16 protein-coding genes are annotated in these 19,758 nt (G+C 71.1%); 14 read left to right on the top strand and 2 right to left on the bottom strand.

The features are described 5' to 3' along the window. Positions 1-15: 15 nt before the first annotated feature. Positions 16-318: a hypothetical protein gene (locus ACW9J6_RS14205; protein ID WP_457117126.1), complete on the bottom strand. Its 303-nt coding sequence runs from the start codon at positions 316-318 to the stop codon at positions 16-18. Between the two features lie 150 nt (positions 319-468). Between ACW9J6_RS14205 and ACW9J6_RS14200 the strand changes: the two genes are divergently transcribed. The 14 genes from ACW9J6_RS14200 to ACW9J6_RS14135 all read left to right on the top strand — a co-directional run bounded on the left by ACW9J6_RS14200 (position 469) and on the right by ACW9J6_RS14135 (position 19,042). Next, positions 469-741: a DUF2312 domain-containing protein gene (locus ACW9J6_RS14200; RefSeq protein WP_457117125.1), complete on the top strand. Its 273-nt coding sequence runs from the start codon at positions 469-471 to the stop codon at positions 739-741. Positions 742-1,311: 570 nt separating this feature from the next. Next, positions 1,312-5,118 (top strand): PAS-domain containing protein, encoded by a 3,807-nt coding sequence (locus ACW9J6_RS14195; RefSeq protein WP_457117124.1) that lies wholly within the window; start codon positions 1,312-1,314, stop codon positions 5,116-5,118. Between the two features lie 899 nt (positions 5,119-6,017). After that, positions 6,018-7,904: a putative bifunctional diguanylate cyclase/phosphodiesterase gene (locus ACW9J6_RS14190; RefSeq protein ID WP_457117201.1), complete on the top strand. Its 1,887-nt coding sequence runs from the start codon at positions 6,018-6,020 to the stop codon at positions 7,902-7,904. 65 nt (positions 7,905-7,969) lie between these two features. Further along, positions 7,970-8,302, top strand: a complete 333-nt coding sequence (locus tag ACW9J6_RS14185; RefSeq protein WP_457117123.1) for a hypothetical protein — start codon at positions 7,970-7,972, stop codon at positions 8,300-8,302. 134 nt (positions 8,303-8,436) lie between these two features. After that, on the top strand, positions 8,437-11,517 hold the full coding sequence (gene fdnG, locus ACW9J6_RS14180) for a formate dehydrogenase-N subunit alpha (protein WP_457117122.1): 3,081 nt from the start codon (positions 8,437-8,439) through the stop codon (positions 11,515-11,517). Between the two features lie 11 nt (positions 11,518-11,528). After that, a complete protein-coding gene (fdxH, locus tag ACW9J6_RS14175) occupies positions 11,529-12,455 on the top strand; it encodes a formate dehydrogenase subunit beta (RefSeq protein ID WP_457117121.1) in 927 nt (308 codons plus the stop codon). 55 nt (positions 12,456-12,510) lie between these two features. Beyond that, positions 12,511-13,236 (top strand): formate dehydrogenase subunit gamma, encoded by a 726-nt coding sequence (locus ACW9J6_RS14170; RefSeq protein ID WP_457117120.1) that lies wholly within the window; start codon positions 12,511-12,513, stop codon positions 13,234-13,236. Between the two features lie 3 nt (positions 13,237-13,239). Then, entirely contained in the window at positions 13,240-14,232 is a 993-nt protein-coding gene (fdhE, locus tag ACW9J6_RS14165; RefSeq protein WP_457117119.1) for a formate dehydrogenase accessory protein FdhE, read from the top strand. An 86-nt stretch (positions 14,233-14,318) separates the two neighbouring features. Further along, a complete protein-coding gene (locus tag ACW9J6_RS14160; RefSeq protein WP_457117118.1) occupies positions 14,319-14,624 on the top strand; it encodes a hypothetical protein in 306 nt (101 codons plus the stop codon). Positions 14,625-14,937: 313 nt separating this feature from the next. Then, a complete protein-coding gene (locus ACW9J6_RS14155) occupies positions 14,938-15,774 on the top strand; it encodes a transporter substrate-binding domain-containing protein (protein ID WP_457117200.1) in 837 nt (278 codons plus the stop codon). Positions 15,775-15,843: 69 nt separating this feature from the next. Continuing rightward, on the top strand, positions 15,844-16,506 hold the full coding sequence (locus tag ACW9J6_RS14150) for an amino acid ABC transporter permease (RefSeq protein WP_457117117.1): 663 nt from the start codon (positions 15,844-15,846) through the stop codon (positions 16,504-16,506). Positions 16,507-16,510: 4 nt separating this feature from the next. Beyond that, positions 16,511-17,173 carry an amino acid ABC transporter permease gene (locus ACW9J6_RS14145; protein WP_457117116.1) on the top strand — a complete coding sequence of 221 codons (663 nt, stop codon included), beginning with the start codon at positions 16,511-16,513 and terminating at the stop codon, positions 17,171-17,173. 11 nt (positions 17,174-17,184) lie between these two features. Further along, positions 17,185-17,955 carry an amino acid ABC transporter ATP-binding protein gene (locus ACW9J6_RS14140; protein ID WP_457117115.1) on the top strand — a complete coding sequence of 257 codons (771 nt, stop codon included), beginning with the start codon at positions 17,185-17,187 and terminating at the stop codon, positions 17,953-17,955. Positions 17,956-18,259: 304 nt separating this feature from the next. Beyond that, complete coding sequence (locus ACW9J6_RS14135; protein ID WP_457117114.1) at positions 18,260-19,042, top strand: IclR family transcriptional regulator; 783 nt, start codon at positions 18,260-18,262, stop codon at positions 19,040-19,042. Between the two features lie 40 nt (positions 19,043-19,082). Here ACW9J6_RS14135 and ACW9J6_RS14130 read toward each other — a convergent pair whose 3' ends face one another. Then, positions 19,083-19,721, bottom strand: coding sequence for an HD domain-containing protein (locus ACW9J6_RS14130; RefSeq protein ID WP_457117113.1), 639 nt, complete (start codon positions 19,719-19,721; stop codon positions 19,083-19,085). Positions 19,722-19,758 lie beyond the last annotated feature (37 nt).

Here is a 19,758-nt window from a genome sequence, read left to right as displayed (position 1 = left end):
CGCGACCCCGTGCGCCTACTCGCAGACGCGGACCCGGCGGATCACCACGTCCCCGTAGGGGTCGATGGCGCGGCGGCGCTCGAAATGGCACACCACCGCGTCGTCCTCGACGTAGACGGGCGCCGGCGCGCGGTAGACGGGCCTGCCCGGGTAGTAGCCGTTATTGGCCGAGGCGATGGCGCCGCCGACGGCGAGGCCGCCCAGCACGCCGAGCGCCGCCGCGCCGCCGGGCCCGATGCCGTCGCGGGCCTGCGCCTGCGGAAGGCCGGTCCCGGCCAGGGCCCCGGCGACGAGCGCCGCGGACAGGATCCTCTTCATCTCTCTTCCCCTGCATGTCGAGCGGATGGACCGCAGCAGACAATCCGGGCTTTGCGGCGATTCTGCGCCAAGGCTGGTCGCGCCGGGGGCTTAACCCCTCGTTGACCGCGCTGCCCGACTCTGCCCGGCGACGGCAACGAAGGAGCAACCATGAGCGAGACGGCAGGCATTCCGGGCGATCGCATCCGCACCATCATCGAGCGCGTCGAGCGCCTGGAAGAGGAGATCAAGGATCTCAACGAGGCCAAGAAGGAGATCTTCCTGGAGGCCAAGAGCGACGGGCTCGACGTGAAGATCCTCAAGGAGATCATCAAGCTGCGCAAGCTCGACAAGGACGAGCGCGACGAGCACGAGACGCTCCTCGACGTCTACCTGCGGGCTATGGACGCGCCCCAGCCCGTCCCGAGCGCGGTCGCCGCCTGAGGCGCCGCGACCGGCCGCGCCCCGGCCGCGGCCCTGCGCCGCCGTCGGCGGCGCAGCGCGATCCGCGCACCCGGGCGGGACGGCCGGATGGGGCGCGGGGACACGTGCACCTCTCCTCCCCCTTCCGACCGCGTGGAGCGTCGGCGGAACGCGGCGCAAGGCGCCGCCACGCGGCTGATCCCCCGTCCCGATCCTGTCATCCGCAGCCGCGTCGCGGCGATCCATGATCCGGTTTGCGGATCTCCATCCGCCGCCGCGGCGGCCGCCCGGACAAGACGGCGCCTGCGGCAGACCGGGTGTCCCTCGAGGTGATCGGCCGGAATCCGCATCGGCATGCGCGTTCGGCGCACGGAGCCGATGGACCGGCCCATCGCGGGTCCGGAGCGGCGGGCCGCCAATCCTCAGGCGATCTTCCGGTCGATCCGGTTAAATCGAAGGAGCTAAGTCCCTCCTGCTGCCGCGAGCGCGAAGTTTCATGATAGTTCAAGACTGACATCGCCTGCTCCGGGCCGGAGACGCTGTGGTCGATGACCGATCGGAGAGTTCATGGTCTTTCAACGACCGCGCCCGTTGTCCTATTCGATCGCCGCGCTGGCGCTGTTGCTGCTGATCCCCAGCCTCCTGGTCTCGGCACTGCTCGCCCAGCGCTGGGTCGCGGCCGAGCAGGAGCGGCTGGAGAGCCGCATCGTCGCCCTCGACGCCCACGCGACGGATGCCGTCGATGCCTTCCTGACCGGGCAGATCGCGATGCTGCAGGCGCTCTCGACCTCGCCGGCCCTGGACATGCAGGACCTGCGCCGTTTCGACGCGCAGGCCCGCGAGCTGTTCACCCTGCAGGGCGTGATCATCATCCTCAGCCACTCCGGCGGGCAGCAGGTCGTCAACACCCGGCTCCCCTTCGGCGCCGGACTGCCCCGGACCGAGCGTCCCGTCGATGCGGCCGTGCTCGCGACCGGCCGGCCCGCCGTGTCCGACCTCTTCACCGGCGCGGTGACCGGCCGGCCGATGGTCCGGGTCGCGGTCCCGGTGATGCGCGCCGGCCGGCCCGTGGCCAGCCTCAGCGCGAGCTACGACCCGGCGGTGTTCGGCCACCTGCTCGCCGCGGCCGGCATCGCCGCGCCCTATTCCGGCTCGCTCACCGACCGGACCGGCACGATCATCGGCCGCTCGGACAACGGCGAGACCACGACGGGCAAGCCCCTGCCCGGCTTCGCCTCCATCGCGGGGGAGCGCGGCACGTGGTCGGGCCGCAACATTCTCGGGGTGCCGGTCTTCGCGACGTACCAGCGCTCCGCCCTGGCCGGCTGGACGGTCAGCGTCGGCATCGAGCGCGCGGCCCTGCAGGCGCCGCTCACCCGATCCCTGCGGGTGGTCCTGCCCGCCCTCCTCGGGTTGATGCTGGTGGCGCTCGCCGCCTCGGCGACGGTCGGGCGCCGCATCGTCGCCGCCCAGCGCCGGCTCGCCGCCGCCGCGCAGGGGCTCGGCGGGCGCGCGGTCGCCGCGGTGGCGGCCACGCCGTTCCGGGAGGTGAACGAGGTCGGCGCCGCGCTCGCGGCGGCGGCGGAGCGGCTGCACGAGCAGGCGGACGCCCTGCGCGCCGCGAACCGGGACCTGGAGGAGCGGGTCGCCGCCCGCACGCGGGAACTCGCCGCGCAGCGCGCCCTCCTCGAAGCCACCCTCGACGCCATGGACCAGGGGCTGGTGGTCACCGACGCCGCCGGCCTCGTCGCGGTCTGGAACCGGCGGGCGGGCGAACTGCTCGGCCTCGTGGCGGACGGGCCGTCCCGGCACCTCTCCCCGGCCGCCCTGCCGGCGGAGGCGCCCGGCGATCCCGCCCGCGAATGCGTCCGCCCGGACGGGCGCGTGCTGGAGATCCGCAGCACCGGGCTGCCGGACGGGAGCGTCGTGCGCACCTACACGGACGTCACCGCCCGCCGCCGGGCCGAGGCGGCCCTGCGCGACAAGACCGCGCTCCTCGACGCGACCCTCGCCCACATGGACCAGGGCGTGCTCGTCGTCGACGCGGAGGGGATCGTCCAGCTCTGCAACGGGCGGGCGCTGGCGCTGCTCGACCTGCCCGCGCGCTTCTCCCACGAGCGGCTGCCCTTCGCGGACCTCGTCGCGCACCAGGAGCGGGCGGGCGAATTCGCCGGCGCGGCGGCGGGGCGGGACGCGTGGCTGAAGCTGCGGGGGGACCTCCTGGCGGCGCCGAAGGTCTACGAGCGCGCGCGCCCGGACGGCACCGTGCTGGAGGTCCGCACCGTGCGGCTGGCGGAGGGCGGCGCGATCCGCACCTTCTCGGACGTCACCGCCCACCGGCAGCGCGAGCAGGCGATCGCGCTGAGCGAGGCGCGCTACCGCGCGCTGGCCGAGGCGCTGCCGCAGCTGGTCTGGACCCTGCGGCCCGACACGCGCGAGGCGATCTACCGGAACGCGCAGTTCGACCGCTTCTACGGTCCGATCTCGAACGCGCTCGGCGACCGCCTCGCCCACAACCACCCGGCCGACCGGGACCGCATGGCGCAGGCCTGGGCGCGCGCCGAGGCGGCGGGCTTGCCCCTCACCGTCGAGGGCCGCCTGCGCCGCCGCGACGGGGCCTACCGCTGGCACCGGCTCGTGATGGTGCCGCTCACCGCGAACGGGACGGTGAGCGAGTGGCTGGGAACCGCCCTCGACATCGACGACATCATCGCGGCCAAGGAGCGGATCCGCGAGGCGAACGATCTGCTGCAGATGGCCCAGAACGCCGCGGGCGCCGGCGTCTGGGAGTGGGACCTGCGGACCGGGCGGATGGTCCTGTCGCGGGCGAGCGCCCTGCGGCTCGGCCTCGCCCCGGGCCCCGCCGAAACCGGGGCGGCACTCCCGTTCGTGGAGTGGATCGCGCGGATCCATCCGGAGGATGCGGGGCGGGTCGCGGAGGTCACCGGGGCGGCCGTTGCGGCGCGGGGACCCTACGCCATCGCCTTCCGGGCGGCCGAGGCCGCGGGCGATGGGGCGGAGTGCTGGATCGAGAGCCACGGGCGGGTCGTCTGCGACGAGACCGGCGCGCCGCTGCGCGTCGTCGGGCTCGACCTCGACATCACGCCGCGGATGCGCACCGAGCGCGCCCTTAAGGAGGCGACGCGCCTCGCCGAGACCGCCCGCGCGGCCGCGGAGGCGGCGAGCCGGGCCAAGTCCGAGTTCCTGGCGATGATCAGCCACGAGATCCGCACCCCGCTCCACGGCATCCTGGGCTACGCGGACCTGCTGCTCGCGCGCGGGAGCCTCGCCCCCGACGAGCAGCGCCAGGTCGAGACGATCGGCCGGACCGGGCGGGCGCTGCTGCGGATCGTGAACGACGTCCTCGACCTCTCGGCGATCGAGGCGGGGCGGGTCGGGCTGCAGCCGCGGCCCTTCGCCCTGCGCGGCCTCGTCGAGGAGGTCGCGGCGATCGTGCGCGAGCCGGCGACCCGCAAGGGGCTGGCGCTGGCCGTGACGGTCGATCCCGCCCTTCCCGACCGCCTCGTCGGCGACCCGGACCGGCTGCGCCAAGTGCTCCTCAACCTCGCGGCGAACGCCCAGAAGTTCTGCCACCAGGGCACCATCGGCGTGTCGGTGACCCGCGGGGCGGATGCCGCCGGGGGCGACGTCGCGCTCCGCTTCGCGGTGAGCGACACCGGCATCGGCATCCCGGAATCCTCGCTCGGCCGGCTGTTCCAGCGCTTCAGCCAGGCGGACGGCTCGATCCGCCGCGAATTCGGCGGCACCGGCCTGGGGCTCGCGATCTCGAAGGCCCTGGTCGAGGCGATGGGCGGCCGGATCGGCGTCGAGAGCGCGCCGGGATCCGGCTCGACCTTCTGGTTCACCCTCGCGCTCCCGGCCGCCGATCCCGCCGGGCGCTGCGCGCCGGATCCCCTGCCACCGCCGAGCCGGCCGGCCGCGCGGCCCGCCCGGGTGCTCCTGGCCGACGACGGCGAGATCAACCGCGACATCGCCCGCCGGATGCTCGAGGCCGCCGGCCACGCGGTGGTCGCGGTGGAGACCGGCGAGGAGGCGGTCCGGGCGGTCGAGGCCCAGCCCTTCGACCTGGTGCTGATGGATGTCCAGATGCCGCAGGTCGACGGCCTCACGGCGACCCGGCGCATCCGCGCCCTGGCGTCTCCGGCCCGGTCCCTGCCGATCATCGCCATGACGGCGAACGTGCTGCCCGCGCAGGTGGCGGAGTTCCGCGCCGCCGGCATGGACGACCATGTCGGCAAGCCCTTCGGGCGCGAGGCCCTGCTCGCGGTAGTGCGGCGCTGGACGCGCGACGGAGAGGGCGGGGCCGGCCCCGCGGACGGGACCCGCCCGGCCGCGCCGGCGCCCGGCCCGACCGCCACCGAGGGCGAGGCCGCCTGAGCATCATCCGCTGAGACGGTCACCGGTTCGACGGCGACAAGGATGCAGGAACAAGCATCTCAGCAGAGTTGCGCAACGCAGCGCCGCTGAGGCGTTCGGCGCCGTGGTCCGGGCGCACCCCGCCGACGCTGCGCTGCCGATGTCATCTCGCCAGGCGACGGTGAGCCGCAGTATCATACCAGCGGTCCAGGATGCTGACTCATCGATTCGATCTCGGGCAGGCCCGAGATCGACGGGGCCGTTGACCCTCTCGAATTTTCGATGCCAAGCCCAAGGTTCAGGGTTCCGGGCTTGACGAAAATTCGAGAACTGAACCAGCGGTCATTAAAAAATGACCCCTGGTATCAGACCCGGCCGATGGCCACGAACCCAAACCCCTCATGCTGCGCAACCATCATCATAGTTGCGCAGCATGAGGGGTGTTGAGCCGTTCAGCTGAAGAGCTGGCGGCAGAGATGGGTGCACACGGTAGGGCCGACGCCCGGGGGCCCTGCGGGCGCAGGCCCGTCGCCCTCCGCGCGATCCCTCGGCGATGACGGGTGCGCCGCAGCGTCTTCGATGACCCAGCGTGCGAGGTGATTCCGGCCGCTGATCCGCGATGAGGCAGGCGGGCCTGCGCGATGTCGAGCTCTCATTCCAATTTAAGGGATCCGGGGGACATTGCGCGAATGAGGCGCGACAGCATCGACGTCGAGGGATTTTCATCGTGCTTGCCTGTCTGATGGCGGAGACCGGGATCCATGCCATTGCGTCCGGTATCGATGCGACCCTGCCCGAGGCCCGCGATGCCTGATCCGGTGCGCATCCCCCGCGGTCGGACCCGCGCGGTTGCCGAGAGGCTGGCCGGGTCGGCCGGCACCTTCCTCAGCGGTGTGCGGGTCGACGCGGCGCACGGGCAGATGGCGGTGCGCCAGCTCACCGAACTGCGCAAGCAGGTCCTGTCGCTCTACGCGCTGCTCTGCGTGAATGCCTGCGCGCTCGCCGCCACCCACCTGACGCTCGCCCCGGCCTGGCTGACCTTCGGCGTGCCCGTTCCCCTCGTGGTCCTGTGCGCGGTCCGCGCCGTGCACTGGAGCCGCCTGCGCCCCCAGGACCACACGGAGGTTCAGGCCGTGCGCTGCCTCCGGCGCGTCTCCGCGATCACCGCACTCCTGTCGGTGTGCTTCGTGACCTGGGCGATGCTGCTGAACGCCTACGGGGGCCCTTTCGAGCACGGGCACGTCGCGATCTTCGTCGCCATCACGGTGGTGGCCTGCATCTTCTGCCTCACCCACCTGCCGCTCGCCGCCTTCACGGCCACGGCCATCGTGCTCGGCGTGTTCCTGATCCACCACCTCGCGACTGGAAACCACATCCAGGTGGCCATCGCCCTCAACGTCGGCTTCGTGACGATCGTGATGGTGCGCGTCCTCGCCAACAACTTCCTGGTCTTCACCCAACTCGTCGTCTCGCAGGCGCGGGCCGAGCGGCTCGGCGAGGAGAATGCGCGCCTCGCCCACACCGACAGCCTGACCGGGTTGCCGAACCGGCGCTACTTCTTCCAGCGGCTGGACGCGCTCATCGCGGCGGCCGAGCGGCAGGGGGCGCCCTTCGCGCTCGCGATCTTCGACCTCGACCGCTTCAAGCCGGTCAACGACACCTACGGCCACACGGCCGGCGACCGCGTCCTCGCCGAGGTCGGAGCGCGCCTCTCGGCCTTCGCCGACGAGGCGGTGTCGGTCGCCCGGCTCGGCGGCGACGAGTTCGGGATGCTCATCCGCGCTCCCGCCAACGCCGCGGAGGCCATCGCGCTCTGCGACCGGCTGTGCCGGACGCTGCAGGCCCCGATCCGTGTCGGGGAGGCGCAGGTCGTCACCGGCTGCTCGGGCGGGCTCGCGCTCTATCCAAGCGCCGGCCGCCGGGCCGACGCGCTGTTCGACCGCGCCGACTACGCCCTCTACCACTCCAAGCAGGGCCGCCGCGGCGTCACGACCCTGTTCTCGCAGGAGCACGAGGACGCGATCCGGGCCGAGCGGGCCGTGGAGTCCGCTCTCGGCAGCGCCGACCTCGCCGCCGAGATGGCGGTGCATTACCAGCCCATCCTCGATACGGCGACGGGCAGGGTCGCGCTGGTCGAGGGGCTGGCGCGCTGGACCAGCCCGACGCTGGGCCCGGTGCCGCCGGACCGCTTCATCGCGGCCGCCGAGCGCTGCGGCATCATCCACGCGCTGACGCTCCTGCTCATGCGCAAGGCCCTGGCCGAGGCGGCCCGGCTGCCACCCGGGATCGGCCTGTCCTTCAACCTCTCCGCGCACGACCTCGCCTCCCCCGAGACGGTGATCGGGATCGTGGCGGCGGTGCGGGAGAGCGGGTTCGACCCGCACCGCCTCACCCTCGAACTGACCGAGACGGCGCTGATGCGCGACTTCGCCCGCGCCGAGGCGGCCCTGCGGACCCTGCGGGCGCTCGGGATCACCATCGCGCTGGACGATTTCGGCACCGGCTATTCCAGCCTGGGCTACGTCCACCGCCTGCCGCTCGACAAGATCAAGACCGACCGCAGCTTCATGGCCGATATCGGGTCGGATCGCGGCTCGGGCATCGTCACGACGATCGTGCATCTCTGCCGCACCCTCGGTCTCGACAGCATCGCCGAGGGGGTCGAGACGGCGGACCACCTCGCCGCGGTGCGCCAGCACGGCTTCCGCTACGCGCAGGGCTACCTGATCGGCCGGCCGGTCCCGATCGAGGTCCTGCTGGCGCAGCTGCCGGAGGACGGGGCGGCGCCCGAGGCGCTCTGTGCGTGAGGCCCAGCTCGGAACCGCCTCGACCGGCCGCCGGTTGGTGGGCCACGACGCCAACGAGGGTCCGCATGTCCCGCCGCCATCTCGCGCTGCTGCCGCTCCTCGCCGCGCTGGCCGGCCCCGCCGCCGCGCAGACGACGCCCGGCGAGATCAAGGGCCAGGACGTGATGGGCGACAGGAGCCGCAGCACCGAGGACGGCTACGTGCAGGCCCCGATCCCGCGCGAGACCTCCCCGGCCAAGGACGCCCCGAACCCGGGCGGCACCTCGACGCTGCAGAACGCCCAGCGCAACGTCCCCGACGCCCCGACCTCCTACCCGCCCGGCGCCGACCCGCAGGCCCCGATGCCCAACCGCACGCCGGGCCCGTCGGGACAGAACCCGGCCGCCCCGTCCCGGTGAGGCGCTCGGCCGCGCGCAATGGCATCGTGCGCGCAGATGCCGCCGCCCGCTGATTGGAACGCGTCCAAATCACTCTTGAACCCGCTCCCCCGAGGGGTGTTAATGGGGCGCGGCATCAGCGACGGGGTTGCGGGATGACGGTTCAGGTTTCTCGGCGCGGCTTGCTCAAGGGGCTCGGCGCGGGCCTGGCGGGGGGATCGCTCGGCGCCCTCGGCTTCGGCGCCCTGGAGCCCGCCCTGGCGGCTTCGGTTCGGCCCTTCAAGCTCGCGCAGATGCGCGAGACCCGCAACACCTGCCCGTACTGCTCGGTGGCCTGCGGGGTCATCCTGTACAGCCTCGGGGACCGGTCCAAGAACGCCCGCTCGGCGGTGATGCACGTCGAGGGCGACCCGGACCACCCGGTCAACCGCGGCACGCTCTGCCCGAAGGGCGCGAGCCTCCTCGACTTCGTGCGCTCCGAGACCCGGACCAAGTACCCGATGCACCGCGCGCCGGGCTCGTCCGAGTTCAAGCGCGTGACCTGGGACTTCGCCCTCGACCGGATCGCCACCCTCCTCAAGGAGGACCGCGACCGGAACTTCGTGGCGAAGAACGGCGACCTCACGGTCAACCGCTGGATCACCACCGGCTTCCTCGGCGCCTCGGCCTCGACGAACGAGACCGCGTGGCTCACCTACCGGACGGTCCGAAGCATGGGGGCCCTGGTCTTCGACAACCAGGCCAGGGTCTGACACGGCCCATCGGTCGCCAGTTTGGCGCCCTCCTTCGGCCGCGGTGCGATGACCAACCTCTGGATGGACATCAAGCACGCGGACGTCATCACGGTGATGGGCGGCAACGCCGCCGAGGCGCACCCCTGCGGGTTCAAGTGGGTGGTGGAGGCCAAGGCGCACAACAACGCCAAGCTCATCGTCGTCGATCCGCGCTTCACCCGCACCGCCTCGGTGGCGGACCTCTACTGCCCGATCCGGCAGGGCACCGACATCGCGTTCCTGTCCGGCCTGACCAAGTACCTGCTCGACACCGACAAGATCCAGCACCGCTACGTCGCCGCCTACAGCAACGCCGGCTACATCGTGCGCGAGGGCTACGCCTTCGAGGAGGGCCTGTTCACCGGCTACGACCCGGAAACGCGCGACTACGACAAGACCACCTGGGACTACGAGATCGGCCCCGACGGCTACGCGGTGGTCGACGAGACGATGCAGCACCCGCGCTGCGTGATGCAGCTGCTGAAGAAGCACGTCGCGATCTACACGCCCGAGATGGTCGAGCGGATCTGCGGCTCGCCCAAGGAGACGGTGCTCAAGGTCTACGAGCTGATCGCCACCACCTCCAGCCCGGAGCGGACCATGGCGTCGCTCTACGCGCTCGGCTGGACGCACCATTCCAAGGGCTCGCAGAACATCCGCGCGATGACCATCGTGCAGACGCTGCTCGGCAATATCGGCATGCTCGGCGGCGGCATGCAGGCCCTGCGCGGCCACTCCAACATCCAGGGCCTCACCGATATGGGGCTCATGAGCAACCTGATCCCCGGCTACCTCAACCTGCCGATCGAGAAGGAGCCGACCTTCACCGAATACATGTCGCGCCGGCAGTTCAAGCCGCTGCGGCCCGGCCAGGTCAGCTACTGGCAGAACTACGGCAAGTTCTTCGTCTCCTTCCAGAAGGCGATGTGGGGCGACAAGGCCACCAAGGAGAACGACTGGGCCTACGACTACCTGCCCAAGCTCGACCTGCCGCTCTACGACGTGATCCGCGGCTTCGAGCTGGCCAAGCAGGGCAAGATGACCGGCTACGTCATCCAGGGCTTCAACCCCCTGCTGACGTTCCCCAACCGCGCCAAGATGACCGAGGCGCTCTCGAACCTGAAGTTCCTGGTCGTGATGGACCCGCTTCAGACCGAGACGGCCCGGTTCTGGCAGAATCACGGCGAGTACAACGACGTCGATCCCTCGAAGATCCAGACCGAGGTGTTCGAGCTGCCGACGACGTTGTTCGCCGAGGAGGAGGGCTCGCTCTCCAATTCGAGCCGCTGGCTGCAATGGCACTGGCAGGCGCAGGACGCGCCCGGCGAGTGCCGCTCCGACATCGAGATCATGTCGGGCCTGTTCCTGCGCCTGCGCGAGCGCTACGCCAAGGAGGGCGGCGCCTATCCGGACCCGATCCTCAACCTGACTTGGCGCTACGCCATCGCCGAATCCCCGACGCCGGACGAGCTCGCCCGCGAGATCAACGGCTACGCGGTCGCCCCGATCCAGGGCGCGAACGGTCAGGCGATCGCGGCCGGGCGGCAGGTCGACGGCTTCGCCGACCTCAAGGACGACGGCAGCACGGCCTGCGCCTGCTGGGTCTACTCGGGCTGCTACACCGAGAAGGGCAACATCATGGCCCGCCGGGACAACACCGATCCCGGCAACCGCGGCATCGCGCCGAACTGGGCCTTCGCCTGGCCGGCCAACCGCCGCGTCCTCTACAACCGCGCCTCCTGCGACCCCGAGGGGCGGCCCTGGTCGGAGAAGAAGAAGCTCATCGAGTGGAACGGCAAGCAGTGGGTCGGCTTCGACGTGCCCGATTTCGGGGTCACGACGCCGCCCGACAAGGGCGTGGGACCGTTCATCCTCAACCAGGAGGGCGTCGCGCGCCTCTGGACCCGCAGCCTGATGCGCGACGGGCCCTTCCCGGTCCATTACGAGCCCTTCGAGTCGCCGGTCGCCAACGTGGTCTTCCCGAAGATCAAGGGCGCGCCCGCGGCCCGGATCTTCAAGGACGACCTCGCGGATCTCGGCACCTCGGCGGAGTTCCCCTACGCGGCGACGAGCTACCGGCTCACCGAGCACTTCCACGGCTGGACCAAGCACGCGCGCATCAACGCGATCCTGCAGCCGGAGGCCTTCGTGGAGATCTCGGAGGAGCTCGCCCGCGAGAAGGGCATCGCCAAGGGCTCCTGGGTGCGGGTGTGGTCGAAGCGCGGCTCGCTCAAGGCCAAGGCGGTGGTGACGAAGCGCATCAAGCCGCTCCTCTGCGACGGCAAGCCCGTCCACGTGGTCGGCATCCCGCAGCACTGGGGCTTCATGGGGCTGACCCGCAAGGGCTGGCACCCGAACTCGCTCACCCCGGTGGTGGGCGACGCCAACACGGAGACGCCCGAGTTCAAGGCCTGGCTCGTCAACATCGAGCCGACCACCCCGCCCTCGGATGCGGTGGCGTGAGGAGCTGAGAGATGGCCGATTACAGCTCCCTCGACATCCGCCAGCGCTCCGCCTCCACCGAGCAGCCGCCGGCCATCCGGCGGCACGAGGAGGTGGCCAAGCTCATCGACGTCTCGAAATGCATCGGCTGCAAGGCCTGCCAGGCGGCCTGCGAGGAATGGAACGACCTGCGCGACGGGATCGGCGAGAACACCGGCGTCTACGACAACCCGCACGACCTCACGCCGCGGACATGGACCCTGATGCGGTTCATGGAATACGAGAACCCGCAGACCAACCACCTCGAATGGCTGATCCGCAAGGATGGCTGCATGCACTGCACCGATCCGGGCTGCCTCAAGGCCTGCCCGTCACCGGGCGCGATCGTGCAGTACTCGAACGGCATCGTCGACTTCGTCGAGGAGAACTGCATCGGCTGCGGCTACTGCATCAAGGGCTGCCCGTTCAACATCCCGCGCGTGTCCCAGGTCGACCACAAGGCCTACAAGTGCACGCTGTGCTCGGACCGCGTCGCGGTCGGTCAGGCCCCGGCCTGCGCCAAGACCTGCCCGACCGGCGCGATCATGTTCGGCACCAAGGAGGCGATGATCGAGCAGGCCCACGACCGGGTCGAGGACCTGAAGTCGCGGGGCTTCGACAAGGCCGGCCTCTACGACCCGCAGGGGGTGGGCGGCACCCACGTGATGTACGTGCTCCACCACGCCGACCAGCCGACCCTCTACAACGGATTGCCGGAGAACCCGCGGATCTCCCCGCTCGTTCAGTTCTGGAAGGGCGGCGCCAAGGTGATCGGCCTCGCCACGATGGGCCTCGCGGCGATCGGGGGCTTCTTCCACTACATCACGGCCGGCCCCAACGAGGTCGTGCCGGAGGAGGAGGAGGAGGCGGTCGCGGTCGAGCGGGGCGGCCGGGACGGCGACGCGGCGCGGCCGCAGTGACGGACGGGTCGGGCGGCCGAGAGGCCGCGGCGGCCCGAAGGGACGGGTGAGCCTGATGACGATCCATTCCGACATCCGGGACGGCGAGCCGCGCCCCCTGCGGGAGGTGAGGTCCGGGGCGCCCGAGATCCTCTACGTGCCGCGCTACACGGGCCTGCAGCGGGTGAACCACTGGATCACCGCGATCCTGTTCAGCCTGCTGACCCTGTCGGGGCTCGCCATGTTCACGCCCTTCCTGTTCTTCCTGAGCGGGCTGTTCGGCGGCGGGCCGGCGACCCGGGCGATCCATCCCTGGTTCGGCGTCGCGCTGGTGGTCAGCTTCGCGTTCCTGTTCGTGCGCTTCTGGCGGCTCAACATTCCCAACCGCGACGACGTCGCCTGGTCGATGAAGATCGGCGACGTGCTCACCAACCGCGAGGACCGGCTGCCCGAGCTCGGCAAGTACAATGCCGGCCAGAAGGGCGTGTTCTGGGGCCAGACCGCGCTCATCCTGATCATGTTCGTGACCGGGCTGGTGATCTGGGACCAGTACTTCTACGAGTACACGGTGATCGAGACGAAGCGCTGGGCGGTGCTGGCGCACTCGCTGGCGGCGGTGGTCGCCATCGCGATCATCTTCGTCCACATCTACGCGGGCATCTGGGTGCGCGGCACCGGCCGGGCGATGGTGCGCGGCACGGTGACGGGCGGCTGGGCCTACCGCCACCATCGCAAGTGGCTGCGCCAGATCGTGGGCGTCAAGCGGGTCGAGCGCGGCTCGGTCGACAAGCGGGGTTCCTGAGGCGTGGCGCGCTTCTTCCGCCGCGGCCCGCGCACCGACGCGGCGCCCGAGGCGTCCCCCTCCCCGCGCGAGGCAGCGTCCGCGCCCCGCGACCTGAAGCCGGACCCCGACCGCATCGGCATCGCGGGCTCCGTGCCCTTCGCGCGCCTGCCCGCGCCCGGCAGCCTGTTCGGGGACCGGGCGAAGCGCCTGCGGGCAGTGGCGCCCGGTCACCCGCTCGAAGGCTACCTCCTGTTCCTCGCCGAACTCGCCGCCGCCCAGGACCGGGTGCAGGCGCGGCGCAGGGAGGCCGGTGTCGGCGCGTCGCTCCCGCCGAGTTCCCTGGAGCGCGCCGCCCACGGCATGCCGCCGCTGGGGCGCGACCTCGTGGAGCACGATCCCGCCCTGCTCACCCTCCTCGCCGCCCTGCTCGCCGCGATCGACGTCGCCGGGGCGCCGGAGCCCGTGCGGGCCGCGCGCGAGCGCCTGCTCGCCGCCCCGCCCGAGGAGACGCGCGACCTCGCGCTGCAGGTCTTCGAGGGCGCCATCCCGCTGGAGCGGCTCGCCGAATGCACCTTCGCGGCGGCGGCTCTGCAGCTGTTCCTCGCGGAATGCACGACCGGCCTCGACGCGCGCGCCCTGAACCCGGTGGCCGACGGGGTCTGCCCCTGCTGCGGCGGGGCGCCCGTGGCGAGCCTGATCGTCGGCTGGACGCCCGCCGACAAGGCCCGCTACCTCGCCTGCGGGCTCTGCGGCACGCAGTGGAACCACGTCCGCATCCGCTGCACCGCCTGCGGCTCGGGCGAGGGGATCAGCTATTACGGGCTCGACGAGGTCTCGAAGGACGTCCAGGTCGAGACCTGCACCGCCTGCCATTCCTCGCTCAAGCACCTCCACCAGGACCGCGCGCCCGGTCTCGACCCGATCGCCGACGACGTCGCCACCTATGGCCTCGACCTCAAGGTGGCCGAGGAGGGCTTCCACCGCGCCGGGCTCAACCCGCTGTTCGTCGCCTGAGCGGGAACGGTCGCCCCGTCCGGATCCTTGGTCTCGCCGGAGGCGCCGCGCCGGCCCCGGCGCGCGCCCGGATGGAGGCTCGCGCGTTGAGACGTCTCAGGATCGCCCTCGCCACCACCGCCCTCGTCGCGACTGCCCTCCTGGCGGGCGGGCTCGCCGTCGCGCAGGAGAGCGTGTCGTCCAGCAGCAAGGCGGACAGCCCGAATTCCCGCGGGCTCGGGCCCGGTCATTCCGCCCAGGCGCCGCATACCGGCGGCACCGGCGACGCCGCATCGACCGGTAAGAGCAGCCCCGGCGATTCCCGCGACACCGCGCCGAAGGACGCGCTGTCGGGATCGGCCCTCGGCCGCACGCCCGACGCGGTCACGAAGGGCGGCAAGCAGGGACCCTGAGCGGGTCCCCGCGGCGGCCGGCCGGTCCCGACCGCGATCCTGCTGACGCACCTGTCGGGCGGCTGGACGGTGCCGGAGGCGCTGCGCGCGCGACACCATCGGCCCAGGATGCCAACGCAGCGAGGGCGGCGGGCGGGACCAGACGCCCACCCACGCAACACCCCGAGTCGAGCCCGGCAGCCATCGGGACGACACGGCCGCGATCGTCTCGCCGATCACAATTGACAAAGATCGAGGCATGCCTCCTCATGCGGCAATCCGCTGTAGCGGCCAGACGTCCGCTATAAGGGACATGCGGGATTGGGGGATGGCAATGGATGGGAAAGCTCTGGTGCTGGGTCTCGCGGCGGCCGCGTCCGTCGCCCTCCTCCCGGATGACGCGGCGGCCGGGAAGCTCGAGAGCGTGCTCTCGCGTGGAACGCTGATCGTCGGCACCGGATCGACCAACGCCCCCTGGCATTTCAAGGATGCCAGCGACACGCTCCAGGGTTTCGACATCGACATCGCGAAGATCATCGCCAAAGCTCTGTTCGGAAATCCGGACAAAGTGAAGTTCGTCAACCAATCGTCAGACGCGCGCATCCCGAATATCACGACCGGCAAGGTCGATATCACCTGCCAGTTCATGACCGTCACGGGAGAGCGCGCGCAGCAGGTCAACTTCACCGTTCCCTACTATCGCGAGGGTGTCGGCCTGATGCTGAAGGAAGGCGGCAAATACGGGGATTACGCGGCGCTCAAGGCGGCCGGCTCCTCCGCCACGGTCGCGGTGCTCCAGAACGTCTATGCCGAGGCGCTGGTGCGCAAGGCGCTGCCCAAGGCGACGGTCGACCAGTACGAGTCGCAGGATCTGCTCTATCAGGCGCTGCAATCGGGCCGGGCGGACGCGGCGGCCACCGACCAGTCCTCCATTGCCTGGTACGTCACGCAGAATCCCGGGCAGTACAAGGATGCCGGCTACGGCTGGAGCCCGCAGACCTATGCCTGCGCCGTCGCCAAGGGCGACCAGGACTGGTTGAACTTCGTCAACACGGCGCTGCACGAGGCGATGACGGGCGTCGAGTTCGATACCTACGCCGCCTCGTACAAGACGTGGTTCGGCAAGGACCTGCCCCCGCCGGCGATCGGCTTTCCCGTCGAGTTCAAGTAGGCGCCCGGGCGGCCCGGGTGCCTCGTCCGGGCCGCCGCCCCGATCCCTGCCGCCGCGCGAGCGATCCCGATGGGATACACCCTGAATTTCGACGCCGTCTGGCGGAATGTCGGCGACCTGCTGTGGGGGCTTGGCCTCAGCCTCGTCCTCGCCTTCGTCGCGATCGGCATCGGCGCGCTTCTCGGTCTCGTCCTCGCCTTCTGCCGGATCAGCCGCTCCAGGCTCCTGTCCGTGCCGGCGGGCGCCTACGTCACGCTCCTGCGCAACCTGCCGCTCCTCGTCCTGGTGCTCTTCTCCTTCTTCGCGCTGCCCCAGTTGGGCTTGCGCCTGTCGAAGCAGAATTCCTTCGTGCTGGCCCTCGCGCTCTACGCGGCCGCCTACCTCGCGGAGGTCTTCCGCGGCGGGCTTCTCGGCGTGCCCAGGGGCCTGCGCGAGGCGGGCCTCGCCATCGGCCTGACCGAAGGCCAGATCCGCCGGCACATCGTCCTGCCGGTCATGATCCGTGCCGTCCTGCCCGCGCTCGGCAGCACCTTCATCGGCCTGTTCAAGGACACCTCGCTCGCCGCGGCGATCGCCGTGCCCGAACTCACCTTCGAAGCGCGCAAGATCAACGTCGAGACCTTCCGGGTCGTCGAGACCTGGATCGTGGCGAGCGGCCTGTACGTCGCGACCTGCTCGATCCTGGCTGCCCTCCTGCGCCGCGTCGAAGCGCGGCTCGCCGCGTCGAGGTAAGCCCGTGACCACGCCTCCGTCCTTCCTCGCCATCGTCTGGCTCGCGCGCTGGCCGCTCCTCTACGGGCTCGGCACCACGGTTGCCGTCTCTCTGCTCGCCATCCTCGGCGGCACGGTGCTCGGCACGGGGCTCGGCCTCGCGCTCACCTACGGCAACCGGGGCGTGCGGCTGCTCGCCCGGATCTACACCGACATCGTGCGCGGCACGCCGGTCCTCGTGCTGATCCTGGCCAGCTTCTATAGCCTCGGCACCGTCGGGCTCGACCTCTCGGCCTTTCAGGCGGGCGTCCTCGCGCTCACCCTCTTTTGTGCCTCGCATGTCGGCGAGATCACGCGCGGCGCGCTCCAGACCCTGCCCCAGGGGCAGACGGAAGCGGCCAAGGCGATCGGCCTCACCTTCGGCCAGACCTTCCGCCACGTCCTGGGGCCGCAGGCGCTGCGCCTCGCGCTGCCGCCGCTCGTAAACACGGCGGCCGAGATGGTGAAGGCCTCGACGCTCCTCTCCGTCATCGGCGTGTCGGAACTCCTCCTGCGCACGCAGGAGGTCATTTCCCGCGCCTTCCACAGCCTCGAATTCTACCTTCTGGCCGGCTGTCTCTACTTCATCGTCAACGTCGCCATCGAGCGACTCGGCCGCATGGTCGAGCGCCGCGTGAGCATCGCGTGAAAGGCGCTTCCGTGACCGCGAACCTTCTGGAAATCCGGGGCCTGCGCAAGAGCTACGGTTCGGTGGAGGTGCTCAAGGGCGTCGATTGCGACGTGCGGGCCGGGGAGGTGATCTCCATCATCGGCGCGTCCGGCTCCGGCAAGACCACGATGCTGCGCTGCGTCAACATGCTGGAGGAGTTCGAGGGCGGCACGATCCGCATCGACGGCGAGGAGATCGGCTTCACGACCAGCGGCGGCCAGCGCCGGCGCAAGAGCGACAAGGACATCGCCCGCCAGCGCGCGCTGACCGGCATGGCCTTCCAGCAGTTCAACCTCTTCCCGCACATGACGGCGCTCGAGAACGTCACGCTCGGCCTCGTCCTGGTCCGCAAGATGGGGCGCGACGCGGCACGGGCGCTGGGCGAGACCTGGCTCGACCGGGTCGGCCTCCTGTCGCGCAAGGACGTCTACCCGTCCAAGCTCTCGGGTGGCCAGCAGCAGCGCGTCGCGATCGCCCGCGCCATCGCCATGAGCCCGCGCCTGATGCTCTTCGACGAGGTGACCTCGGCGCTCGACCCGGAGCTGGTCGCCGAGGTGCTCCAGGTCGTGCGTGCGCTCGCCGAGGACGGCATGACCATGCTTCTCGTCACCCACGAGATGCGCTTCGCCTACGAGGTGTCGAGCCGCGTCATCTTCATGAATGGCGGCCGCATCGGCGAGGAGGGGAACCCGCGCGAGATGTTCGCGGCCCCCAAGACCGAGCGCCTGGCCGCCTTCCTCCAATCCTACCGCTTCGCCTGAGACAGGAGGACCGCGACGCATGACCCGCGACCGCGATGGGGCTGGCGAGACCGGAGCCGGCGGCGGGCCGCGGCCCTTCGCCCGGGCGGTGGGGGCCGACGGCTGACCCTTCGTCTCCGGCCGGGGGACCATGGAGAACGGCGAGGATTTCTGAAGCTTCGATGGCATCCACGCCCAGTCTTTCGACAATCATTCTCCGGCCCGCGCCTGCGTGTACGCCTCCATGAGGGCCGATCGCACGGTCGAGATTGACGGCGTGGCCGACACGCGGAATCAAGCCGGGAGGCGACGGAGCCGGGACGGGATGGGCCAGCGCGTGGACGACACCGCCAACCGGCGGGCTCGCGGGATCGACCGCGCCTTCGACATCCTGGATGCGCTGCGCGCGGCGGGCCGTCCCCTGCGCCCCAACGAGATCGCATCCGCCCTGTCGGCGCCGCGATCCACCGTCTACGAGGTCGTCGCGGCGCTCCTGAAGCTCGACGTGCTGGAAGCGGCGGACGCGGAGGGCCGCGTCTTCCTCGGCCGCCGCCTCTTTCTCTACGGTCAAGCCTACGGCCACCACTCCGACCTGCCGCGCCGCGTCGCCGCCGTCCTCGAGCGTCTGACGGAGGAGACGCGCGAAACCGCCCAGTTCTGCCTGCTCGACGGCCCCAAATACACGGTCGCGATGATGCGCGAGAGCCCGCGGCCCTTCCGCATCTCGTCCAGCGTCGGCGAGCGCACGCCGATCCCCTGGACGGCGTCGGGCCGGCTTCTGCTCGGTCATCTCAGCGAGGCGGACATCCGCGCTTTCGTGCCGCCGGAGGATTTCCGGCTGCCCTCCGGCCAATGGCTCGACCCCTCCGACTTCGCCGCCCAGGGACGCCGAGCGGTGGCGGACGGCTATTTCACCTTCGACTCCATCGTCGACAGCTACACGCATTGCTTCGCCGTCCCGGTCAACCGACCCGACGGCACGGCCGCCGCGACGCTCTGCCTCGTCGCCCCCAAGGCCGACGCGCGGCGCAACCACGCGGATTACCTCGCGAGACTTCGCTCCGCCGCGGCCTCCCTGGAGCCGTCCTTCGGTGGCGCCGCGACGTGACGCGGCGCCCGGTCGCCGCCGACGTGGCGGCCCGGGTCCCTCAGCCCCGCCACGGCGAGTGGCGGATGACGCGGCAGAAGTCGCCCCGGTGGAAGTGAGGGTCCTTGTCGGCGAGGACGTCGGCCTTGACGTTGCCGAAGGTCGTCGCCGGCTTGTGCCGGATCCCGTCGTAGAAGGCCTGGATGATGGCCTCCTTGAAATGCGGCGGGCGGGGGAAGTCGGCCACGACCGCCTCGCGCTCCGCATCCGAGTAATCGCGGTAGGTCAGGCCGAGCACGTCCATCTCGACGCCCGCCGTGACCAGGGCGACGACCGGATGCATGTGGACCGGGATGCCGGGCGTGGTGTGGAGCGCGATGGCCGTCCACACCGTCGTGATCTCCTCCTCCGGGACGCCATGCGACCTCAGGAAGGCGCGGGCGGCGTCGGCCCCGTCGACCTCGAAGCGCTCCCCCGCGCTGCTGTAGCCCGGCATCAGGCCGAGATCGTGGAACATTGCCCCTGCGTAGAGCAGTTTGCGGTCGAAGGTCAGGCCGCGGTGGAGGCCGGCCAGGGCACCGAACCGGTAGACCCGGCTCGAATGGTTGAACAGCAGCTCGGTCTCGTTGTCGCGGATGAACTCGGTGATGGCCCGGGCCAGGCGGCTGTCGGGGATGGCGGTCTGCGATGCATCGGTCATGGCGGAACCTCGGTTGCGGATGGCGCCGCGACGGGGT

This window comes from Methylobacterium sp. JK268, assembly GCF_054052225.1.
Note: the sequence above shows the minus strand (reverse complement) of the source record. Positions and strands in the feature narration are given on the sequence as shown.